This is a genomic window from Metapseudomonas cellulosilytica (assembly GCF_049334135.1).
Taxonomy (GTDB): domain Bacteria; phylum Pseudomonadota; class Gammaproteobacteria; order Pseudomonadales; family Pseudomonadaceae; genus Metapseudomonas.
This window is the reverse complement of the sequence record NZ_JBHZGN010000001.1, coordinates 177,022-195,695: the sequence shown is the minus strand read 5'-3', so window position 1 is coordinate 195,695 and position 18,674 is coordinate 177,022. Positions and strand designations below refer to the sequence as shown.

General features: G+C 64.9%; 20 protein-coding genes. 18 read left to right on the top strand and 2 right to left on the bottom strand.

Annotated features, from left to right (window positions below; genetic code table 11):
* Nucleotides 1–171 precede the first annotated feature (171 nt).
* Entirely contained in the window at nt 172–606 is a 435-nt protein-coding gene (locus ACFW0H_RS00930; protein WP_422912029.1) for a carboxymuconolactone decarboxylase family protein, read from the bottom strand.
* A 266-nt stretch (nt 607–872) separates the two neighbouring features.
* On the opposite strand from ACFW0H_RS00930, the gene ACFW0H_RS00925 reads away from it, so the two are divergent.
* Nucleotides 873–1,136, top strand: coding sequence for a hypothetical protein (locus ACFW0H_RS00925; RefSeq protein ID WP_422912028.1), 264 nt, complete (start codon nt 873–875; stop codon nt 1,134–1,136).
* Nucleotides 1,137–1,272: 136 nt separating this feature from the next.
* Here the strand turns inward: ACFW0H_RS00925 and ACFW0H_RS00920 are convergent, their stop codons facing one another.
* On the bottom strand, nt 1,273–1,842 hold the full coding sequence (locus ACFW0H_RS00920) for a MarR family winged helix-turn-helix transcriptional regulator (RefSeq protein ID WP_422912027.1): 570 nt from the start codon (nt 1,840–1,842) through the stop codon (nt 1,273–1,275).
* 105 nt (nt 1,843–1,947) lie between these two features.
* Here ACFW0H_RS00920 and ACFW0H_RS00915 point away from each other — a divergent pair, with 105 nt between their 5' ends.
* The 17 genes from ACFW0H_RS00915 to ACFW0H_RS00835 all read left to right on the top strand — a co-directional run bounded on the left by ACFW0H_RS00915 (nt 1,948) and on the right by ACFW0H_RS00835 (nt 18,607).
* Nucleotides 1,948–2,178 carry a glutaredoxin domain-containing protein gene (locus tag ACFW0H_RS00915; protein ID WP_422912026.1) on the top strand — a complete coding sequence of 77 codons (231 nt, stop codon included), beginning with the start codon at nt 1,948–1,950 and terminating at the stop codon, nt 2,176–2,178.
* A gap of 10 nt (nt 2,179–2,188) precedes the next feature.
* A complete protein-coding gene (locus tag ACFW0H_RS00910) occupies nt 2,189–2,461 on the top strand; it encodes a Rho-binding antiterminator (RefSeq protein ID WP_422912025.1) in 273 nt (90 codons plus the stop codon).
* A 176-nt stretch (nt 2,462–2,637) separates the two neighbouring features.
* Entirely contained in the window at nt 2,638–3,567 is a 930-nt protein-coding gene (gene pcaQ, locus ACFW0H_RS00905; protein ID WP_422912024.1) for a pca operon transcription factor PcaQ, read from the top strand.
* Between the two features lie 128 nt (nt 3,568–3,695).
* On the top strand, nt 3,696–4,415 hold the full coding sequence (gene pcaH, locus ACFW0H_RS00900) for a protocatechuate 3,4-dioxygenase subunit beta (protein ID WP_422912023.1): 720 nt from the start codon (nt 3,696–3,698) through the stop codon (nt 4,413–4,415).
* A 12-nt stretch (nt 4,416–4,427) separates the two neighbouring features.
* Nucleotides 4,428–5,033 carry a protocatechuate 3,4-dioxygenase subunit alpha gene (gene pcaG / locus ACFW0H_RS00895; RefSeq protein ID WP_422912022.1) on the top strand — a complete coding sequence of 202 codons (606 nt, stop codon included), beginning with the start codon at nt 4,428–4,430 and terminating at the stop codon, nt 5,031–5,033.
* The gene (zapE, locus tag ACFW0H_RS00890) at nt 5,023–6,120 is read left to right on the top strand and encodes a cell division protein ZapE (RefSeq protein ID WP_422912021.1); all 1,098 of its coding nucleotides are present in this window, start codon (nt 5,023–5,025) and stop codon (nt 6,118–6,120) included. The genes pcaG and zapE overlap by 11 nt, the downstream gene beginning before the upstream one ends.
* 17 nt (nt 6,121–6,137) lie before the next feature.
* Complete coding sequence (locus tag ACFW0H_RS00885) at nt 6,138–7,067, top strand: AEC family transporter (RefSeq protein WP_422912020.1); 930 nt, start codon at nt 6,138–6,140, stop codon at nt 7,065–7,067.
* Nucleotides 7,068–7,150: 83 nt separating this feature from the next.
* Nucleotides 7,151–7,783, top strand: a complete 633-nt coding sequence (locus ACFW0H_RS00880) for a malonic semialdehyde reductase (RefSeq protein WP_422912019.1) — start codon at nt 7,151–7,153, stop codon at nt 7,781–7,783.
* 329 nt (nt 7,784–8,112) lie between these two features.
* Nucleotides 8,113–8,955: an IclR family transcriptional regulator domain-containing protein gene (locus tag ACFW0H_RS00875; RefSeq protein WP_422912018.1), complete on the top strand. Its 843-nt coding sequence runs from the start codon at nt 8,113–8,115 to the stop codon at nt 8,953–8,955.
* Nucleotides 8,956–9,352: 397 nt separating this feature from the next.
* Nucleotides 9,353–10,702 carry an MFS transporter gene (locus ACFW0H_RS00870; RefSeq protein ID WP_422912017.1) on the top strand — a complete coding sequence of 450 codons (1,350 nt, stop codon included), beginning with the start codon at nt 9,353–9,355 and terminating at the stop codon, nt 10,700–10,702.
* Between the two features lie 140 nt (nt 10,703–10,842).
* On the top strand, nt 10,843–11,805 hold the full coding sequence (locus tag ACFW0H_RS00865; protein WP_422912016.1) for an AraC family transcriptional regulator: 963 nt from the start codon (nt 10,843–10,845) through the stop codon (nt 11,803–11,805).
* Between the two features lie 273 nt (nt 11,806–12,078).
* Nucleotides 12,079–13,437 carry a benzoate 1,2-dioxygenase large subunit gene (benA, locus tag ACFW0H_RS00860; RefSeq protein WP_422912015.1) on the top strand — a complete coding sequence of 453 codons (1,359 nt, stop codon included), beginning with the start codon at nt 12,079–12,081 and terminating at the stop codon, nt 13,435–13,437.
* Nucleotides 13,434–13,922, top strand: coding sequence for a benzoate 1,2-dioxygenase small subunit (gene benB, locus ACFW0H_RS00855; protein WP_422912014.1), 489 nt, complete (start codon nt 13,434–13,436; stop codon nt 13,920–13,922). The genes benA and benB overlap by 4 nt, the downstream gene beginning before the upstream one ends.
* 10 nt (nt 13,923–13,932) lie before the next feature.
* The gene (gene benC / locus ACFW0H_RS00850) at nt 13,933–14,946 is read left to right on the top strand and encodes a benzoate 1,2-dioxygenase electron transfer component BenC (protein ID WP_422912013.1); all 1,014 of its coding nucleotides are present in this window, start codon (nt 13,933–13,935) and stop codon (nt 14,944–14,946) included.
* A 119-nt stretch (nt 14,947–15,065) separates the two neighbouring features.
* Nucleotides 15,066–15,842 carry a 1,6-dihydroxycyclohexa-2,4-diene-1-carboxylate dehydrogenase gene (locus tag ACFW0H_RS00845; protein WP_422912012.1) on the top strand — a complete coding sequence of 259 codons (777 nt, stop codon included), beginning with the start codon at nt 15,066–15,068 and terminating at the stop codon, nt 15,840–15,842.
* A gap of 188 nt (nt 15,843–16,030) precedes the next feature.
* Nucleotides 16,031–17,362 (top strand): MFS transporter, encoded by a 1,332-nt coding sequence (locus ACFW0H_RS00840; RefSeq protein WP_422912011.1) that lies wholly within the window; start codon nt 16,031–16,033, stop codon nt 17,360–17,362.
* A gap of 30 nt (nt 17,363–17,392) precedes the next feature.
* Nucleotides 17,393–18,607, top strand: coding sequence for a benzoate/H(+) symporter BenE family transporter (locus tag ACFW0H_RS00835; protein ID WP_422912010.1), 1,215 nt, complete (start codon nt 17,393–17,395; stop codon nt 18,605–18,607).
* The last annotated feature ends 67 nt before the right edge of the window (nt 18,608–18,674 follow it).

Here is an 18,674-nt window from a genome sequence, read left to right as displayed (position 1 = left end):
GCCGATAACCGCCTGAATCACCCCAACTCGCTGGACCAGGGCCCATTATCCAAAGCATTCAAGTCGTAACAGGCGGGCCGGTTGCATATGGCCTGTCCTGGCGACCTGGTTTCCCACGTACAAAAGCAAAGGGCCGCATGGAGCGGCCCTTTGCATTCTGCAGGGACGAAGTCAGGGAATCATCGCGAAGCCCACGCCGAATCGGTTCCAGGCATTGATGGTGGCGACGGCCAGGGTCAGGTTAACGATTTCAGTCTCGCTGAAGTGTTCGCGCAGGGCATCGAACTGATGCTGCGGGGCATGGCGCTCGGGCAGCAGGGTCAGGCTTTCGACCCAGGCCAGGGCGGCGCGCTCACGTTCGGTGAAGAAGCGGGTCTCCTCCCACACACTGAGGGTTTGCAGGCGGGCCTCGGTTTCACCGGCCTTGCGTGCATCGTTGGCGTGCATGTTGACGCAGTAGGCGCAGCCATTGATCTGCGAAGCGCGCAGGCGGATCAGTTCCAGCAGCGAGCTTTCCAGGCCGGACTTGGCCAGGGCCTGCTCCAGGCCGACCATGGCTTTATAGGCTTCGGGAACTTGTTTGGCCCATTCGATTCTTGTGCTCATTTCACTCTCTCCAGGTTGCTCCCGCCGGTTGCGGCGGATTGGCCTACGTTAGCCATGCGCTGGCGCCTGCCGAATAGCCAATTCGCCGGAAAGCCAGCAGGCCAATGGCGACCCTTGGTCAGGTGAAACGATCCGGACGGTGTCGTGTGCTATATCCCGAAGGGAGCAAGGCAAGGCATGCGCCGACCTTCAGTTGAGCTTCCAAGCCACGCCCGCCGGGCCGGCCGACCCCGTGGCCCCGGGCCTTCAACAAAGAGGTAGACCCCATGAGCACCCTGCAATGCGTTCACCGTAACCACACCATCGTCGCCGACGTCTTCGAGCATCCTGGCATTCCCACGCCCTATGCCGGCGGTTGCCGGATCACCGCCCCCGACGGCCAGACCACCCGCCGCATCGGGCTGCCCATGCAGCAGGCCTTCCTCGCCGACCTGGAGAAAGCACAGCACGCCTCGCTCGCCCATGGCAAATGGCTCGTGGACCAGTGCCTGGATGCGGGGCGTGAGCTCTTCCTGCGCAAGAGCGCCTGAAACCGCGGGGGCAGGGAGGCCCCTTGTCCCGCTGCATTTCGCCTCATCCGGGTGAGGCGCAGGTTCTGCGCGAACGACTTGCAAGGCGCGACCCATGAGCGATTCGAAGTCCGACCTTGCCAGCCGGGAAGCCTGATCAGGCCGCCTCGTCGCGAGGTTGGTGCTCGCGGCAGATCAGTTCGATGGAAGGGCGGCCCAGGGGCTCCTGGGTGAGCCCGCAGAAGGCCTCGCCATCCCTGTGCTGGTGGAAGCGGCAGGTCTTGCACTGGCCGAAGCCGGGCACGTCCACCTGGCGCTGCACGGTCCGCAGCAACTCGCCCAGCAAGCGCTCCAGCTCCACGGCATCCGGGCCCATCTCGGCGGCGGCCATGGCCAGGAAGTCCGGCGGTGTCACCGCGGCCAGCAACTCCCGCGCCGCGGGCGTCAGCGCGAGGTGCACGCTGCGCTTGTCGTGAAGGTCCTGGCGCTTCTCGATCAGGCCCCTGGCTTCCAGGACCTTCAGCGATTGCGACACCGTTCCCTTGGTCAGCCCCAGATACTCGGTGACCGCCAGCGGCGTGTCCGAGTAATGGTTGCAGCGCGCCAGGTATTCCAGCGCGCTGAGTTGCACAGGCTGCAGGTCGGCCAGCAGCGGGTGCTCCCGGTGCCAGATGCGCATCAGGCTGGTAAGCCGCTCGAACAGGTCGAATAGAGTGGTCATCGTCACCTCCGTCAATGAATAGTATCGATTAAAAACTATGTTGACAAAGGAGTTGCTCGGGGTAATCTGATTACGGTATCGAATCGATACCAAATAATCAGGAGATTGAAAATGACTACGGCTCGCTACTACCACGCCGGGTGCCCGGTTTGCGTTTGTGCTGAACAGACCCTGCTCAACCTGCTGGCTCCCGAGGTGAAGGTGGAAGTGGTGCACCTGGGCGAAACCCCGGCCCGTGTCGCCGAGGCCGAAGCCGCCGGTGTGCAGTCGGTCCCCGCCCTGGTGGTGGGCGGCCAGGTGCTGCATATCAATTTTGGCGCCGCCATCGCCGACCTGAAGTAAGGAGCGGGACATGTACCAGCCCCTGGACTGCGACCTGCACGACCTGCTGGAAATCGCCTGTCTCTACCGCTACCTCGTGAGGGTGGAACTGGTGGGCGGTGGCGGCTTCGAAGCCCGGGCGCTGACCACCCATACCAGCGCGGAGAAGGAAGAATTCTTCGTGTTGGAGGTGGAGGATGGTCCCTGTTCCGTGCGCCTCGACCGGCTGCTGGCGATCACGCCGCTGGAGTCGGGCGCGCGCTTCGGCCGGGTGGAGCTGGCGGGGAAGGTCTGCGCCCTCTGAGTGGAGAGGTTCAAGGGTGGAAATCGCTTTTCATTTCCACCAGCGAACAGCTCGGCACCGTTGGTGGACAGAAGAGCGCTGTCCACCCTACAAGAGCATGAATTCGCGCCCATGGAATGGCCCAGGCACCGGTCCTTGGGCTAGCCTTCGCAGGCCAGCCGTCACAGGACCCGCCGTTGAACATCGATACCCGCATCAAATTCCGCCACCTGCTGTGCTTTCTCGAAGTCGCGCGCCAGGGCACCCTGGCCCGCGCCGCGGACCAGCTGGCGGTGAGCCAGCCGGCGATTTCCAAGACCCTCAAGGAACTGGAGGAAATCCTCGACGCCAGCCTGTTCGACCGCAGCAAGAGCGGTGTCAGCCTGACCGAGGCGGGGCTGGCCTTCATGCGCTACGCCGGCCCCTGTGTGCAGGCCCTGCGCGACGGCGTGAACAGCCTGCGCGAAGGCGAGTACGCCGCCGGCACCCTGCGTCTTGGCGTGCTCTCCACCGTGGAAGGCTTGCTGGTGCCGGAAGTGGTGCGGCGCTTGCACCAGCGTCATCCCGCGCTGGTGGTCAGTGTGCTCACTGGGCCGGGAGCCTATCTGCTGGCGCAACTGCGGGTGGGTGAGCTGGACCTGGTGGTCGGCCGTGTGACCGACAGCCCGGACATCCAGGGTCTGACCTTCGAGCACCTGTACAGCGAATCCATGACCCTGGTGGTCCGCTCCGGCCACCCGTTGCTGGAGGAGGGCGCCGACCGCCGCTCCCTGGACGGCTACCCCCTGGTGCTGCCGCTGGCCGGCACCACCATCCGCAAGCACGCCGACGGCTTTTTCGTGCAGAGCGGCATCAGCCCGCCGCGCCAGCGCCTGGAAACCCTTTCCCTGGCCCTCAGCCGGCGCTATGTGCTGAACGGCGATGCGGTGTGGATCGCGCCGCTGGATGCCGTGCGCCTGGATCTGGGCAAGGGTGAGCTGGTGGAACTGGACCTGGGCTTCAAGGAGCCTGGCGGCTCGGTGGGCATCTGCAGCAATGCCTCGTTGCCGTTGTCACTGGCGGCGCAATGGGCAGTGGAAAGCTTGCGGGAAGTGGCCCTGGACTATCGCGAGGGCCGTCTGACATAACCAAGTGGTTATGGATGGCGGGCAGGATTTCAATTTTCCGCCGGCCTCTGCTGGATGACACTGCGACCCACGGCCCGCTGCCCCGGTATCGATGGGCCGCCCGACAAATCCAAGAAGAGGAAACCGTGATGTCCAATGCGGAAAACAGCCGCTTCGTCATTCGTGACCGAAACTGGCACCCGAAAGCCTTCACCCCCGACTACAAGACGTCCATTGCCCGCTCGCCGCGCCAGGCGCTGGTGAGCATCCCGCAGTCCGTTTCCGAGACCAGCGGCCCGGATTTCTCCCACCTGAAGATGGGCCAGCACGACAACGACCTGCTGCTCAACTTCAACAACGGTGGGCTGCCCATCGGCGAGCGCATCATCGTTTCCGGCCGGGTCGTCGACCAGTATGGCAAACCGGTGCCGCACACCCTGGTGGAGATGTGGCAGGCCAACGCCGGCGGCCGCTACCGCCACAAGAATGACCGCTACCTGGCCCCGCTGGACCCGAACTTCGGCGGCGTCGGCCGCGCCCTCACCGACAGCGATGGCCGCTACATCTTCCGTACCATCAAGCCGGGCCCCTATCCCTGGCGCAATGGCCCCAACGACTGGCGCCCGGCGCATATCCACTTTTCCATCAGCGGGCCGTCCATCTCCACCCGTCTGATCACCCAGCTGTATTTCGAAGGCGACCCGCTGATCCCGATGTGCCCCATCGTCAAAAGCATCGCCAACCCCGACGCGGTGGAAACGCTGATCGCCAAGCTCGACATGAGCAACGCCAATCCCATGGATTGCCTGGCGTACCGCTTCGACATCGTCCTGCGCGGCCAGCGCCAGACCCACTTCGAGAACCGCTGAGGAGATACCCGCATGTCTATCGAACTGCTGCCGGAAACTCCCTCGCAGACCGCCGGCCCCTACGTCCATATCGGCCTGGCCCTGGCGGCCGCCGGCAACCCGACCCGTGACCAGGAAATCTGGAGCCAGATGGCCAAGGCCGACGCCCCCGGCCAGCACATCGTGCTGCTGGGCAACGTCTACGATGGCAACGGCCACCTGGTGCGCGATTCCTTCCTGGAGTTCTGGCAGGCCAACCACGAAGGCGTCTACGACAGCGCCTTCGATCTGGAGAAGCCCTTCAACTGCTTCGGCCGTACCGCCACCACCTTCGATGCCGGCGAATGGACCCTCAGCACGGTCAAGCCGGGCGTGGTGAAGAACGCCGCCGGCGTGCCCATGGCGCCGCATATCAACGTGTCGCTGTTCGCCCGTGGCATCAACATCCACCTGCAGACCCGCATCTATTTCGATGACGAGGGCGCGGCCAACGCCGTCGATCCGGTGCTCAACCTGATCGAGCAGCCGCAACGCCGGGAAACCCTGGTGGCGCGCCGCTGCGAGGTGGACGGCCAACTGGCCTACCGCTTCGATATCCGCATCCAGGGAGAAGGGGAAACGGTGTTCTTTGACTTCTAAGGAAAGGGAACCCGCATTCGATGCGCTGGCCGAAGCCGTTGGCCAGCGCATCGAAAGGCACTTCGACGCGCTGCTGGAGGCTCGGGGCTACCGGGCCGACGCGGCGCAACGCACAGCCATTGCCCGCCTCGGGCAATGGCTGGAGTCGTTTCTGGCCGGCAGGAAAGCCTGGCTGCGCCGCACACCCGCCGGACTCTATCTCTGGGGCGGGGTAGGGCGCGGCAAGAGCTTCGTCATGGACGCCTTCTTCGCCGCCGCGCCGTTGTCCGCCAAGCGTCGCGTGCACTTCCACGCCTTCCTCCAGGAATTGCAGGTACGCATGCAGGCCTTGGCCGGCCAGCCGGACCCGCTGGCCCTGGCCGCCAGGGCACTGGCAGGAGAGACGCGGCTGCTCTGCTTCGATGAATTCCACGTCCACGATATCGGCGACGCCGTTCTGCTCGGTCGCCTGCTCAAGGTGTTGGTAGAGGAGGGCGTAGGCCTGGTCTGCACCTCCAATTACGCCCCTGAAGCCCTTTGCCCGAACCCGCTCTACCGCGAACGCTTCAAGCCCGCCATCGCGCTCATCGACAAGCGCTTCGAGGTGCTGAACCTGGACGGCGGCGAGGACTACCGCCAGCGTCGCGGCGAGCTGGAAGCCTGGGGTCGCTACTGCTGGCCGCAGTCGGGCTTCGCTGCGGGCTGGATCGAACGCCAGCTGGGCCTCACCGCCGCCGCCGACCGGGATGTGGAGGTGGCGGTCAACCACCATCCCCTGAACCTGCGGGCTATGGAGGGGGAGTGCGTCTGGCTGGACTTCGACGAGTTGTGCCGACGGCCGCATTCCAGTGCCGACTTCCTCTGGCTCTGCCAGCGCTTCCGCCGGTTGGCCATCAGCGGCGTGCCTTGCCTGGGAGAAGAAGCCGTCGACGTGCAACAACGCTTCGTCAACCTGATCGACATCGCCTACGACGCCGGGACCCGCCTGCTGCTGGCCAGCGAGGCCAGCCTGGACGACCTGTGCCGGGGCAAACCCCATATGGACTTCTCCCGTACGCGCAGTCGGTTGCAGCAGTTGCAGCCGGTGCAGCCGGGCGATGGCGACTGATCACTGAAGAGCCCCGAATGCTCCAGATACTTGGTATTACCGCGCCGATCTTCGTCCTGATCGGCATTGGCTTCCTGTCCGCGCGCGGGCGGTTGGTGAACCCGGAACAGGTCCTCGGCCTCGGCAAGTTCGTCATCACCTTCGCCCTGCCGGCACTGGTGATCCGTGCGTTGCTGGAAAAGCCCCTCGACGAGGTGTTCGACGCCACCTACCTGCTGGCCTACGGCATCGGTTCCCAGGTGGTGTTCTGGGGCGGTTTCCTGTTCTCCCGCCTGGTACGCAAGGACAGCCTCAGTGGCAGCGCCCTGAGCGGCCTGGGCATGTCGGTCTCCAACAGCGGCTTCATCGGCTACCCGATAGTGGCCATGGTGCTGGGCTCCCCGGCGGCGGTGGCCCTGGCCCTCGGGATGTTGGTGGAGAACCTGCTGATGATTCCCCTGGCCCTGGCCCTCGCCGAACTGGGCCGGCAGAACGGAGGAAGCCTGCGCGCGGCCTTGCTGGACACCTTCATGCGCCTGTTGCGCAACCCGGTGATCATCGCCATCAGCATAGGCCTCGCACTGGCCCTGCTTGAGGTTCGCCTGCCGGCGGTGCCGGCCAGGGTAGTGGAGATGCTGGCCTCGGCTTCGGCACCGGTGGCGCTCTTCGTCATAGGCGCCAGCCTTTATGGCCTCAAGGCCGGCGGGCTGGTGAAGGACGTCGCGCAGCTCAGTATCGGCAAGCTGTTGCTGCATCCATTGGCGGTATGGCTGAGCTTTCAATTGCTGCCACCGGTGGACCCGGTCCTGCGGGTGGCCGGCGTGCTCTTCGCCTGCGCGCCGATGATGAGCATCTACCCCATCCTCGGCCAGCGCTACGGGCTCGAAGGCCGCTGTGCCGCGGCACTGGTGGTCTGCACCGTACTGGCCTTCGTCACCATCAGCGGCTTTCTCGGATTGCTGGTCTAGCGCCCGGCGCAGTTGTCGCGCTGGCTATCCTCTAAGGGACATCCGCACGACCGTGCGACCCACCCTGGCAGGAGGAGGCGATGATGAGCAAACGATTGAGCGAGGAAGGCATGGACCTGCTGTTCCGTCAGGCACGTACCTACAGTGCCTGGCTGGAAAAACCGGTCAGCGACGATACCCTGCGCCAGCTCTACGACCTGATGAAGTGGGGCCCCACCAGCGCCAACTGCTGCCCGGCGCGCATCCTCTTCCTGCGTACGGAGGAGGCCAAGCGCCGGCTCCTGCCTGCGCTGGCGCCCGGCAACGTGGACAAGACCATGGCGGCGCCGGTCACGGCCATCATCGCCTACGACGTGAAGTTCTACGATCAATTGCCCAAGCTCTACCCGCATACCGATGCCCGCGCCTGGTTCGCCGATACCCCGGAGCTGGCGAGCATCACGGCGCGACGCAACAGCTCGCTGCAGGGCGCCTATTTCATGATCGCGGCACGGGCGCTCGGACTGGACTGCGGGCCCATGTCCGGCTTCGACAACGCGCTGGTCGACCATGAGTTCTTCCCGGCCGACGGCCAGGGCGATGCCTTCCAGCTGGAGCACTTCCCGGACAGCCATGTGAAGACCAACTTCATCTGCAACCTGGGCTATGGCGACCCATCCAGGCTGCATCCGCGTTCTCCGCGGCTGGAGTTCGACGAGGTCTGCAAGCTGCTGTAGGGCTTGGGAGTTGTGGGGGCGATTTCAATCGCTAAGCAGACCGCAGGCCTGCCCTTCGGATTTGCAGGGGCAGCTGCGCTGCCCTTGGCGAATGAATTCGCCCCCACATGGCGCGCCGGGGTGGTGGCTTCTGCCGGGGGGGCGGGGAGATCGGCTGCGCCTCTTGAGCGAAGCCGTTGCCGGGCGCCGAGGTACCTGATCAAACCGGGGCGCCGGTTGGCGAGGGCAAAAGTACGAGCCGGGGACGGCAGGGTCAATTGCGATTATCGAACTTTGGTTCGATAATCGGCCGAGCTTGCCCTGACCGCGATCCACCAAGGACAACAAGAATGACCGAAGAACTGCGTGCCCCCCTGCCGCCCCTGGCGCCGCCGATCATCGCCTCGCCGGCCAAGCGCATCGAAGCCTTTACCGGTGATCCCAACTTCATGACGTCCCTGGCCCGGGGCCTGGCGGTGATCCATGCGTTCCAGGAGCGCAAGCGCCACCTCACCATCGCCCAGATCAGCCACCGCACCGAAATTCCCCGCGCCGCCGTGCGCCGCTGCCTGCATACCCTGATGAAACTGGGCTATGTCACCACCGACGGCCGCACCTACTCGCTGCTGCCCAAGGTGCTGACCTTGGGTCATGCCTACCTGTCCTCGACGCCGCTGGCGGTCACCGCCCAGCCGATCCTCGACCGCTTGAGTGACCAGCTCCACGAAGCCTGCTCCATGGCCACGCTGGAGGGCGACGAGATCCTCTACATCGCCCGTTCGGCCACGCCCAACCGCCTGATTTCGGTAGACCTCAGCGTCGGCAGCCGGCTGCCGGCCTATTGCACCTCCATGGGGCGCATCCTCCTGGCGGCCCTGGATGATGCCGCCCTGGACGACTACCTGGAGCATGCCGACCTGCAAGTGAAGACCAGCCGCACCGTGCACACCCCCGACGGCCTGCGCGCCAGCATCGACGAGATCCGTCGCCAGGGCTGGGTGATCATCGACCAGGAACTGGAGATGGGCCTGCGCTCGGTGGCCGTGCCGGTGCGCGACTCCGCCGGCCAGGTGCTGGCCGCGCTGAACGTCGGCACCCACGTCGGCCGGGTCAGCCGCCAGGAGCTGGAAACCCGCTTCCTGCCGGCGTTGCTGGAGGCAAGCAAGGACCTGAGCACGCGGTTGTTTCACTAACCATGGTCGTGGAGGTGAATCTCTCTGTAGGGGCGAATTCATTCGCCAAGGACAGCGCAGCTGTCCCCCGGTCGGCCACAGGGCAGCCCTTCGGCCTGCTTGGCGAATGAATTCGCCCCTACAAGAACCCAGCCCCGGGTAGAGCACCGCACGTCCAAACATTGTTCGACTATCGAACGCTTTGCCGATTATCGAATTGAACTACCTGTCGCCCCTTCGTAAGGTCTGCACAGCCGCGCCACCAGCCAGCGCGGCCAATAACAACAATGAGAGCCCGAGCCGGTTGCTGCCTGCAGTGCCGGACACGCCCTCATTCCTGTCCAGTCCGAGTCTTCCCCGTCAGAGGCCGCAGAGAACGGCCCACATGCGGAGGAGGGCCCTTAGCAGGAATTCTTGCATGACCAGCCCAGCCCACGTGCCGTCCGCCGGCACACTCGACGTTCAATCCTTTATCAACACGCAGCGACTATCGGCCTATCAATGGCGCATCGTGCTGCTGTGTTTTCTCATCGTCTTCCTCGACGGCCTGGATACCGCTGCCATGGGCTTCATCGCCCCGGCGCTGACCCAGGACTGGGGCATCGACCGCGCCAGCCTCGGCCCGGTGATGAGTGCCGCGCTGATCGGCATGGTCTTCGGCGCCCTGGGCTCCGGCCCGATGGCCGACCGTTTCGGCCGCAAGGTCGTACTGGTGACCGCTGTGTTCCTGTTCGGGCTGTTCAGCCTGATATCGGCGTTCAGCGCCAATCTCGAACAACTGCTGGTGCTGCGCTTCCTGACCGGCCTCGGCTTGGGCGCCGCCATGCCCAATGCCACCACTCTGCTTTCCGAGTACACCCCGGAACGCCTCAAGTCGCTGCTGGTGACCAGCATGTTCTGCGGCTTCAACCTCGGCATGGCCTCCGGCGGTTTCGTTTCAGCAAAGATGATCCCGGCTTACGGCTGGCACAGCCTGCTGCTGCTCGGTGGCCTGTTGCCCCTGGCGTTGGCCGTGGTGCTGCTGCTCTGGCTGCCGGAGTCGGCGCGCTTCCTGGTGGTGCGCAACAAGGGGGCGGACAAGGTGCGCAAGGTGCTCGCGCCCATCGCCCCCGGCGAGGTGGCCGTGGCCAGCGGCTTCAGCGTGCCGGAGCAGAAAACCGTGCAGAGCCGCAACGTGTTCCAGGTGATCTTCTCCGGGACCTACAGCGCCGGCACCCTGCTGCTCTGGCTGACCTATTTCATGGGCCTGGTGATCGTCTACCTGCTCACCAGCTGGCTGCCCACGCTGATGCGCGACAGCGGCGCGAGCATGGAGCAGGCCGCCTTCATCGGCGCGCTGTTCCAGTTCGGTGGCGTGCTCAGCGCTGTGGGCGTGGGCTGGGCCATGGATCGCTTCAACCCGCACAAGGTGATCGGCGTCTTCTACCTGCTGGCCGGCGTCTTTGCCTACTGCGTGGGCCAGAGCCTGGGCGAGACGACCCTGTTGGCTACGCTGGTGCTGGCCGCTGGTATGTGCGTCAACGGCGCGCAATCGGCCATGCCGTCCCTGGCGGCGCGTTTCTACCCGACCCAGGGCCGCGCCACCGGCGTGTCCTGGATGCTCGGCATCGGCCGTTTCGGCGCCATCCTCGGTGCCTGGATCGGTGCGACCCTGCTGGGCCTGGGCTGGAATTTCGAACAAGTGCTGACGGCGCTGGTGGTGCCTGCCGCCATCGCCACCACGGCGGTGATCATCAAGGGGCTGGTCAGTCACGCCGACGCGACATGACGCCGGGTGAATGATTCGTAACCGTTTATCTCCACCCGAGGCACCGAGGAATAGGCTCACATAGAATCCCGTGAATGAAGATCGCGGGCGCTTGCCAACCGGCCTGACGCCCGCGGCATACAACAACTAGAGAGTGCCTGTTGATGGATAGTCGCCTGCTGAGTGAGCGCAGTAGGGTGTTCGAGCGTGCGGACCCCTACGCCGTGTCCGGATATGTGAACCAGCATGTCGGGTCGCACTGCATCCGTCTGCCTGCCGCCGGCCGCCCCGAGGCCAGCCTGAACCATCGCAAGTTCGCCAATCTCGACCTCTGCCGCATCAGCTATGGCGGCGCCGTCCGGGTCACCTCGCCGGCACTGGAAACCATCTACCACCTGCAGATACTCCTCAGCGGCCATTGCCTGTGGCGCGGCCACAAGCAGGAGCACTACCTGGCGCCAGGCGAACTGCTGCTGATCAACCCCGACGACCCGGTGGACCTGACCTACTCGGACGACTGCGAGAAGTTCATCCTGAAAATGCCCACCACGCTGCTCGACTCCATCTGCGACGAGCAGCGCTGGCACCGTCCGGGCGCTGGTGTGCGTTTCCTGCAGAACAACTACCAGCTCGCCGAGCTGGAGGGCTTCGTCAACCTGCTGGCCATGGTCTGCCAGGAGGCCGAGGCCAGCGATCCGCTGCTGCGGGTGCAGGAGCACTACGCGCAGATCGTCGCGAGCAAGATGCTCACCCTCATGAAGACCAATGTCAGCCGTGAGAGCCTGGGCTGTCAGGAGGCATCCTTCGACCGGATCCTCGCCTACATCGAGCACAACCTGAAGCAGGACATCAGCAGCGAATTCCTGGCTCGCCAGGCCAGCATGAGCCTGCGTTCCCTCTATGCACTGTTCGAGCGCCACCTGGGCACCACGCCCAAGCACTACATCCGCCAGAAGAAGCTGGAGCGCATCCGCGCCTGCCTGGCCGACCCCAGCTGCAACGTGCGCAACGTCACCGAGCTGGCCCTGGACTATGGCTTCCTCCACCTGGGGCGCTTCTCCGAGAGCTACAAGGCCCAGTTCGGCGAACTGCCATCGGATACCTTGAAGCGGCGGGGGCTCTGATCGGGTCATCCCTCCCCGGGGTGAATGCCTTTCTGTAGGGGCGAATTCATTCGCCAAGCAGACCGCAGGTCTGCCCTGGGAGATTGCAGGGGGCAGCTGCGCCGCCCCTGGCGAATGAATTCGCCCCTACAAGTGTTCTCCGCTTCCAGTGATTTGTTACAGCTTTCACCACCCTGCACAAAACGGATAGCGATCTGCAAAAAGCGGATATTGCCGTTCCCGCCGCATCCCTAACCTGACCTGGCCTGAACAATAACAACGGAGGCCCTGGCCATGTCCCTGGGATTCGACTTTCTGAATTCGCTGCTTGATGAAGACAAGGAGAAGGGCATCTACCGCTGCAAGCGGGAGATGTTCACCGACCCGCGTCTGTTCGAACTGGAGATGAAGCACATCTTCGAAGGCAACTGGATCTATCTCGCCCACGAGAGCCAGATTCCCGAGAAGAACGACTACCTCACCCTCAACATGGGGCGCCAGCCGGTCTTCATCGCGCGCAACAAGGACGGTGTGCTCAATGCCTTCCTCAATGCCTGCAGCCACCGTGGCGCGCAGCTGTGCCGTCACAAGAGCGGCAACCGTTCCTCCTATACCTGCCCCTTCCACGGCTGGACCTTCAACAACTCCGGCAAGCTGCTGAAGGTCAAGGACCCGGCCGAGGCCGGCTACCCGTCCAGCTTCAATTGCGAAGGTTCCCACGACCTGACCAAGGTCGCCCGTTTCGAGTCCTATCGCGGCTTCCTCTTCGGCAGCCTGAACCCCGACGTGAAGCCCCTGGTCGAGCACCTGGGCGAGTCCGCGAAGATCATCGACATGATCGTCGACCAGTCCCCCGAGGGCCTGGAAGTGCTGCGCGGTTCCTCCAGCTACATCTACGAAGGCAACTGGAAGTTGACCGCCGAGAACGGCGCCGACGGCTACCACGTGAGCTCCGTGCACTGGAACTATGCCGCCACCCAGAACCAGCGCAAGCAGCGCGAGGCGGGTGAAGAGATCAAGACCATGAGCGCTGGCGCCTGGGCCAAGAACGGCGGTGGTTTCTACTCCTTCGACCACGGCCACCTGCTGCTCTGGACCCGTTGGGCCAACCCGGAAGATCGTCCGCTCTACGAGCGCCGTGACGAACTGGCCCAGGACTTCGGCCAGGCCCGCGCCGACTGGATGATCGAGAACTCGCGCAACCTCTGCCTGTACCCGAACGTCTACCTGATGGACCAGTTCAGCTCGCAGATCCGCATCGCCCGGCCGATCTCGGTCAACCAGACCGAAATCACCATCTACTGCATCGCGCCCAAGGGCGAGAGCGCCGATGCCCGCGCCAAGCGCATCCGCCAGTACGAGGACTTCTTCAACGTCAGCGGCATGGCTACCCCGGACGACCTGGAGGAGTTCCGCTCCTGCCAGTTGGGCTACCAGGGCAGCCGTGGCTGGAACGACATGTCCCGCGGTGCCGAGCACTGGGTCGAAGGCGCCGACGACGCCGCCCGGGAGATCGACCTGCACCCGCTGCTCTCCGGTGTGCGCACCGAAGACGAAGGCCTGTTCGTGCTGCAGCACAAGTACTGGCAGGAAACCATGCTCAAGGCCGCTGCGGCCGAGCAGCAACTGATCCCCGTGGAGGCCGTGCAATGAGCATCACTTTTGAGGCCGTGCGCGATTTCCTCTACCGCGAAGCGCGCTACCTGGATGACAAGGACTGGGACAGCTGGCTGGAGCTCTATGCCTCAGACGCCAGTTTCTGGATGCCGTCCTGGGACGACCGCGACGAGCTGACCGAAGATCCGCAGACCGAAATCTCGCTGATCTGGTACGGCAACCGTGGCGGCCTGGAAGACCGCGTATTCCGCATCAAGACCGACCGCTCCAGCGCGACCATGCCGGACACCCGCACCTCCCACAACATCAGCAACATCGAGCTCCTCGAAGTGGCGGATGGACAGTGCAAGGTGCGCTTCAACTGGCACACCCTGAGCTTCCGCTACAAGACGGTGGACAGCTACTTCGGCACCAGCTTCTACACCCTCGACGTGCGCGGCGAGAGCCCGCTGATCAAGGCGAAGAAGGTGGTCCTGAAAAATGACTACGTGCGTCAAGTCATCGACATCTACCACATCTAGGGTGAGCGCCATGTCCCACAAGATCGCACTGACTTTCGAAGACGGCGTCACCCGTTTCATCGACGCCAACCCCAGCGAAACCGTGGCCGATGCGGCCTATCGCCAGGGCATCAACATCCCGCTGGACTGCCGCGACGGCGCCTGTGGCACCTGCAAGTGCTTCGCCGAGGCCGGCCGCTACGACATGGGCCAGGACTACATCGAGGATGCGCTGAGCGAGGAAGAGGCCGTCCAGGGCTATGTGCTCACCTGCCAGATGCGCGCCGAGAGCGACTGCGTGGTGCGGGTGCCGGCATCCTCCGACGTCTGCAAGACCCAGCAGGCCAGCTACGAAGCTGCCATCAGCGAAGTCCGCCAGCTGTCCGACAGCACCATCTCGCTGTCGATCAAGGGCGAGTCGCTTTCCAAGCTGGCCTTCCTGCCGGGCCAGTACGTCAACCTCAAGGTGCCGGGCAGCGAGCAGACCCGCGCCTACTCCTTCAGCTCCCTGCAGAAGGACGGCGAAGTCAGCTTCCTGATCCGCAACGTGCCGGGCGGCCTGATGAGCAGCTTCCTCACCGGTCTGGCCAAGGCCGGCGACAGCATGAGCCTGGCCGGCCCATTGGGCAGCTTCTACCTGCGCGATATCCGTCGCCCCTTGCTGCTGCTGGCCGGCGGCACGGGCCTGGCGCCCTTCACCGCGATGCTGGAGAAGATTGCGCAAGAGGGCAGCGAGCACCCGCTGCACCTGATCTACGGCGTGACCCACGACCATGACCTGGTGGAGATGGACAAGCTGGAGGCCTTCGTCGCGCGTATCCCCAACTTCACCTACAGCGCTTGCGTGTCCAGCCCTGAGAGCAGCTACCCGCAGAAGGGCTACGTGACCCACCACATCGAGCCGAAGCACCTCAACGAAGGTGACGTGGATGTCTACCTGTGCGGCCCGCCGCCCATGGTGGAGTCGGTGAACCAGTTCATCCGTGACCAGGGCATCGCGCCGGCGAACTTCTACTACGAGAAGTTCGCCGCCAGCGCGGCCTGAGCGACATGTCGATGTAGGTTGGCGCTGAGCGCAGCGAAGCCCAACGACTCACGAGTTGCGTTGGGCCTCGCGTAGCTCGGCCCAACCTACGGATTGCAGAGCCATTTCAAGGGGCTGCCATGAACAAGAGATTCCAGGACAAGGTCGCGCTGGTCACCGGCGCGGCCCAGGGTATCGGCCGCCGGGTGGTCGAGCGTCTGGCGGAGGAGGGGGCGCGGGTGGTTGCCGTCGACCGCTCAGAGCTGGTCTTCGAACTTCAGGATGAGCTGGGCGCCGGCGTTGAATTGCTGGCACTGACCGCCGACCTCGAAAGCTTCGCCGAGTGCCACCGCGTAGCCGCCGCCGCGGTGGAACGCTTCGGCCGGCTGGACATCCTGATCAACAACGTGGGCGGGACCATCTGGGCCAAGCCCTACGAGCATTACCAGGAGCATGAGATCGAGGCCGAAGTGCGTCGCTCGCTGTTCCCCACCCTCTGGTGCTGCCATGCCGCGCTGCCCTACATGCTGGAGCAGGGCGCAGGCGCCATCGTCAACGTCTCGTCCATCGCCACCCGTGGGGTGAACCGCGTGCCCTACGGCGCCGCCAAGGGTGGGGTGAATGCCCTGACCGCCTGCCTGGCCTTCGAGAACGCCGAGCGCGGGATCCGCGTCAACGCCACCGCGCCGGGCGGCACCGAGGCGCCGCCACGACGCATCCCGCGCAACACGGCGCAGCAGAGCGAACAGGAAAAAGTCTGGTACCAGCAGATCGTTGACCAGACGGTCGACAGCAGCCTGATGAAGCGCTACGGCACCATCGACGAACAGGCCGGCGCCATCCTCTTCCTGGCTTCCGACGAAGCCTCCTACATCACCGGCGTGACCCTGCCGGTGGGCGGAGGTGACCTCGGTTGACCAGCAAAAACGGTCCGTAGGATGGGTGGAGCGGAGCGATACCCATCAAGTCCGCGGCGATGGGTATCGCCGGGCTCCACCCATCCTACTGGAACTACGAAGTTACGGCGGCAAATGATCCAACGGCCGGGCACCGTCACGCGCCCGTCCCAGCGGTTTCTACACAACAAAAACAAGAGACTGATGCCATGCGAAAACTCGACGTACACGAGATCATCGACAATGCGCGCTTCACCCCCTTCCACTGGATGGTGATGTGCTGGTGCGCGCTCCTGCTCATCTTCGACGGCTACGACCTGTTCATCTACGGCGTGGTCCTGCCCGTGCTGATGAAAGAGTGGGGCCTGACTCCTCTGGAAGCCGGCGCCCTGGGCAGCTACGCGCTGTTCGGCATGATGTTCGGCGCGCTGACCTTCGGCTCCCTCGCCGACAAGATCGGTCGCAAGAAGGGCATCGCCACCTGCTTCGTGCTCTTCTCCGGTTTCACCGTCCTCAATGGCTTCGCCAGTTCACCCACCGAGTTCGGTATCTGTCGCTTCATGGCCGGTCTCGGCATCGGCGGCCTGATGCCGAACGTGGTAGCGCTGATGAACGAATACGCGCCGAAGAAACTGCGTAGCACCCTGGTCGCCATCATGTTCAGCGGCTATTCCCTGGGCGGCATGCTCTCGGCCGGCGTCGGCATCTACATGCTGCCGCGTTTCGGCTGGGAAGCCATGTTCTTCGCCGCGCTGCTGCCGCTCCTGCTGCTGCCGCTGATCCTCTGGCACCTGCCGGAATCTGTCGGTTTCCTGCTGCGCCAGGGCCGTACCGAGCAGGCCCGCGCCATCCTCAAGCGCGTCGACCCGCAAGCCACCATCGGCGACAAGGACGAGCTGGTGCTGAACGAGGTGAAGGTGCAGGGCGCCCCAGTGCTGGAACTGTTCCGCGAAGGCCGCGGCCTGCGCACCGTGATGATCTGGGTGGCCTTCTTCTGCTGCCTGCTAATGGTCTATGCGCTGAGTTCCTGGCTGCCGAAGCTGATGGCCAACGCCGGCTACAGCCTGGGCTCCAGTCTGTCCTTCCTGCTGGCCCTGAACTTCGGCGGCATGTTCGGCGCCATCGCCGGTGGCTGGCTGGGCGACCGCTTCAACCTGCCCAGGGTGGTGGTGGCCTTTTTCATCGTCGCCGCGCTGTCCATCAGCCTGCTCGGCTTCAAGAGCCCGACCCCGGTGCTCTACCTGCTGATCGCCATCGCCGGCGCCACCACCATCGGCACGCAGATCCTGCTCTATGCTACCGCCGCGCAGTTGTATGGCCTGGCGTTCCGTTCCACGGGCCTGGGCTGGGCGTCGGGCATCGGCCGCAACGGTGCTATCGTCGGCCCGCTGCTGGGCGGCGCACTGCTGGGCATCAACCTGCCGCTGCAGCTGAACTTCATGGCCTTCGCCATCCCGGGCGCCATCGCCGCCCTGGCCATGTGCTTCGTTCACCAGCGGCAGCCCAAGGCTGCGCCGCTGGCGACTGCCGAACAGGGCTGATCCCGATCGCGACACTGGCCTGGAGGCAGCATGCGCACCTTGTTCAAGGACTGTTCATTGTCCGCCGTGGTGGCGGGCTTCATCGCCACCATGATTTCCTACGCCGGCCCCCTGGTGATCGTGTTCCAGGCGGCGGAGAGCGGCGGCATGCCGGCCGAGCTGCTGTCCTCCTGGGTCTGGGCGATCTCCATCGGCAGTGGCGTGCTAGGGATCGTCCTCAGCCTGCGCTACCGGGTTCCGGTGATCATCGCCTGGTCGGCGCCGGGCTCGGCACTGCTGGTGTCCATGCTGCCGGGCATCAGCGCCGGCGAGGCGGTGGGGGCCTACGTGATGGCTAACACCATCATCCTGCTGGTTGGCCTGTCCGGCGCCTTCGACCGCATCGTCGGCAAGCTGCCGGCGGCGATCTCGGCGGCCATGCTGGCGGGCATCCTGTTCAGCTTCGGCACCCGGCTGTTCACCTCCCTCAAGGACCAGCCGGTGATGGTGATGGCCATGTTCATCACCTACCTGCTGGTGCGGCGCCTGGCGCCGCGCTACGCGGTGATGGCCGTGTTGCTGGTGGGCTGCGCCATCGCAGCCGGTAGCGGGCAGCTCAACGCCTCGGCCCTGGTGATCGGCTTCGCCACCCCAGAATGGGTGACGCCGTCGTTCACCTGGCATGGCCTGTTCAACATCGCCCTGCCGTTGGTGATGGTCGCCCTGACCGGGCAGTTCGTACCCGGCGTGGCAGTGCTGCGCAATGCCGGCTACCCGACGCCGGCAAGCCCGATCATCTCCGCCAGCGGCCTGGGCAGCCTGCTGCTGGCGCCCTTCGGTTGCCATGGCCTGACCCTGGCGGCCATCACTGCGGCCATCTGCACCGGCCGCGAGGCCCATGAGGACCCGGCCAAGCGCTACGTCTCCGGCGTGGTGGGCGGGGTGTTCTACCTGCTGCTGGGTATCTTCGGCGCCACCCTGGTGTCGATCTTCACCGCGTTGCCCAAGGAGTTGATCGCCGCGCTGGCGGGGCTGGCGCTGTTCGGCGCCATCGCCGGTGCCCTGGCCGGTTCCATGGCGGTGCCCGAGGACCGGGAGGCGGCGCTGATCACCTTCCTGGTCACCGCGTCGGGCATGTCCTTCCTCGGGCTCTCGGCGGCGTTCTGGGGGCTGATCTTCGGCATCGTCGCCCATCTGCTGCTGACCGCGCGCCGTGCGCCCAAGGCAACTTCGGAACAGGAGGAAGTGCTGGAACCCAATCCCTGACTGAACCCGGCGCCGGGCCAGCCGCGAGAGCTGTTCGCGGCCGGCGCCATCCTTTCTCCCGCTTGCG

Bases quoted from the DNA above. Each gene is read 5' to 3' on its own strand.
- ACFW0H_RS00845 (WP_422912012.1), top strand. From the start codon at position 15,066: ATGAACAAGAGATTCCAGGACAAGGTCGCGCTGGTCACCGGCGCGGCC.
- ACFW0H_RS00930 (WP_422912029.1), bottom strand. From the start codon at position 606: ATGAGCACAAGAATCGAATGGGCCAAACAAGTTCCCGAAGCCTATAAA.
- ACFW0H_RS00910 (WP_422912025.1), top strand. From the start codon at position 2,189: ATGTACCAGCCCCTGGACTGCGACCTGCACGACCTGCTGGAAATCGCC.
- ACFW0H_RS00915 (WP_422912026.1), top strand. From the start codon at position 1,948: ATGACTACGGCTCGCTACTACCACGCCGGGTGCCCGGTTTGCGTTTGT.
- pcaG (WP_422912022.1), top strand. From the start codon at position 4,428: ATGTCTATCGAACTGCTGCCGGAAACTCCCTCGCAGACCGCCGGCCCC.
- ACFW0H_RS00840 (WP_422912011.1), top strand. From the start codon at position 16,031: ATGCGAAAACTCGACGTACACGAGATCATCGACAATGCGCGCTTCACC.
- benB (WP_422912014.1), top strand. From the start codon at position 13,434: ATGAGCATCACTTTTGAGGCCGTGCGCGATTTCCTCTACCGCGAAGCG.
- ACFW0H_RS00870 (WP_422912017.1), top strand. From the start codon at position 9,353: ATGACCAGCCCAGCCCACGTGCCGTCCGCCGGCACACTCGACGTTCAA.
- benC (WP_422912013.1), top strand. From the start codon at position 13,933: ATGTCCCACAAGATCGCACTGACTTTCGAAGACGGCGTCACCCGTTTC.
- benA (WP_422912015.1), top strand. From the start codon at position 12,079: ATGTCCCTGGGATTCGACTTTCTGAATTCGCTGCTTGATGAAGACAAG.
- ACFW0H_RS00925 (WP_422912028.1), top strand. From the start codon at position 873: ATGAGCACCCTGCAATGCGTTCACCGTAACCACACCATCGTCGCCGAC.
- pcaH (WP_422912023.1), top strand. From the start codon at position 3,696: ATGTCCAATGCGGAAAACAGCCGCTTCGTCATTCGTGACCGAAACTGG.
- ACFW0H_RS00835 (WP_422912010.1), top strand. From the start codon at position 17,393: ATGCGCACCTTGTTCAAGGACTGTTCATTGTCCGCCGTGGTGGCGGGC.
- ACFW0H_RS00880 (WP_422912019.1), top strand. From the start codon at position 7,151: ATGAGCAAACGATTGAGCGAGGAAGGCATGGACCTGCTGTTCCGTCAG.
- ACFW0H_RS00875 (WP_422912018.1), top strand. From the start codon at position 8,113: ATGACCGAAGAACTGCGTGCCCCCCTGCCGCCCCTGGCGCCGCCGATC.
- ACFW0H_RS00885 (WP_422912020.1), top strand. From the start codon at position 6,138: ATGCTCCAGATACTTGGTATTACCGCGCCGATCTTCGTCCTGATCGGC.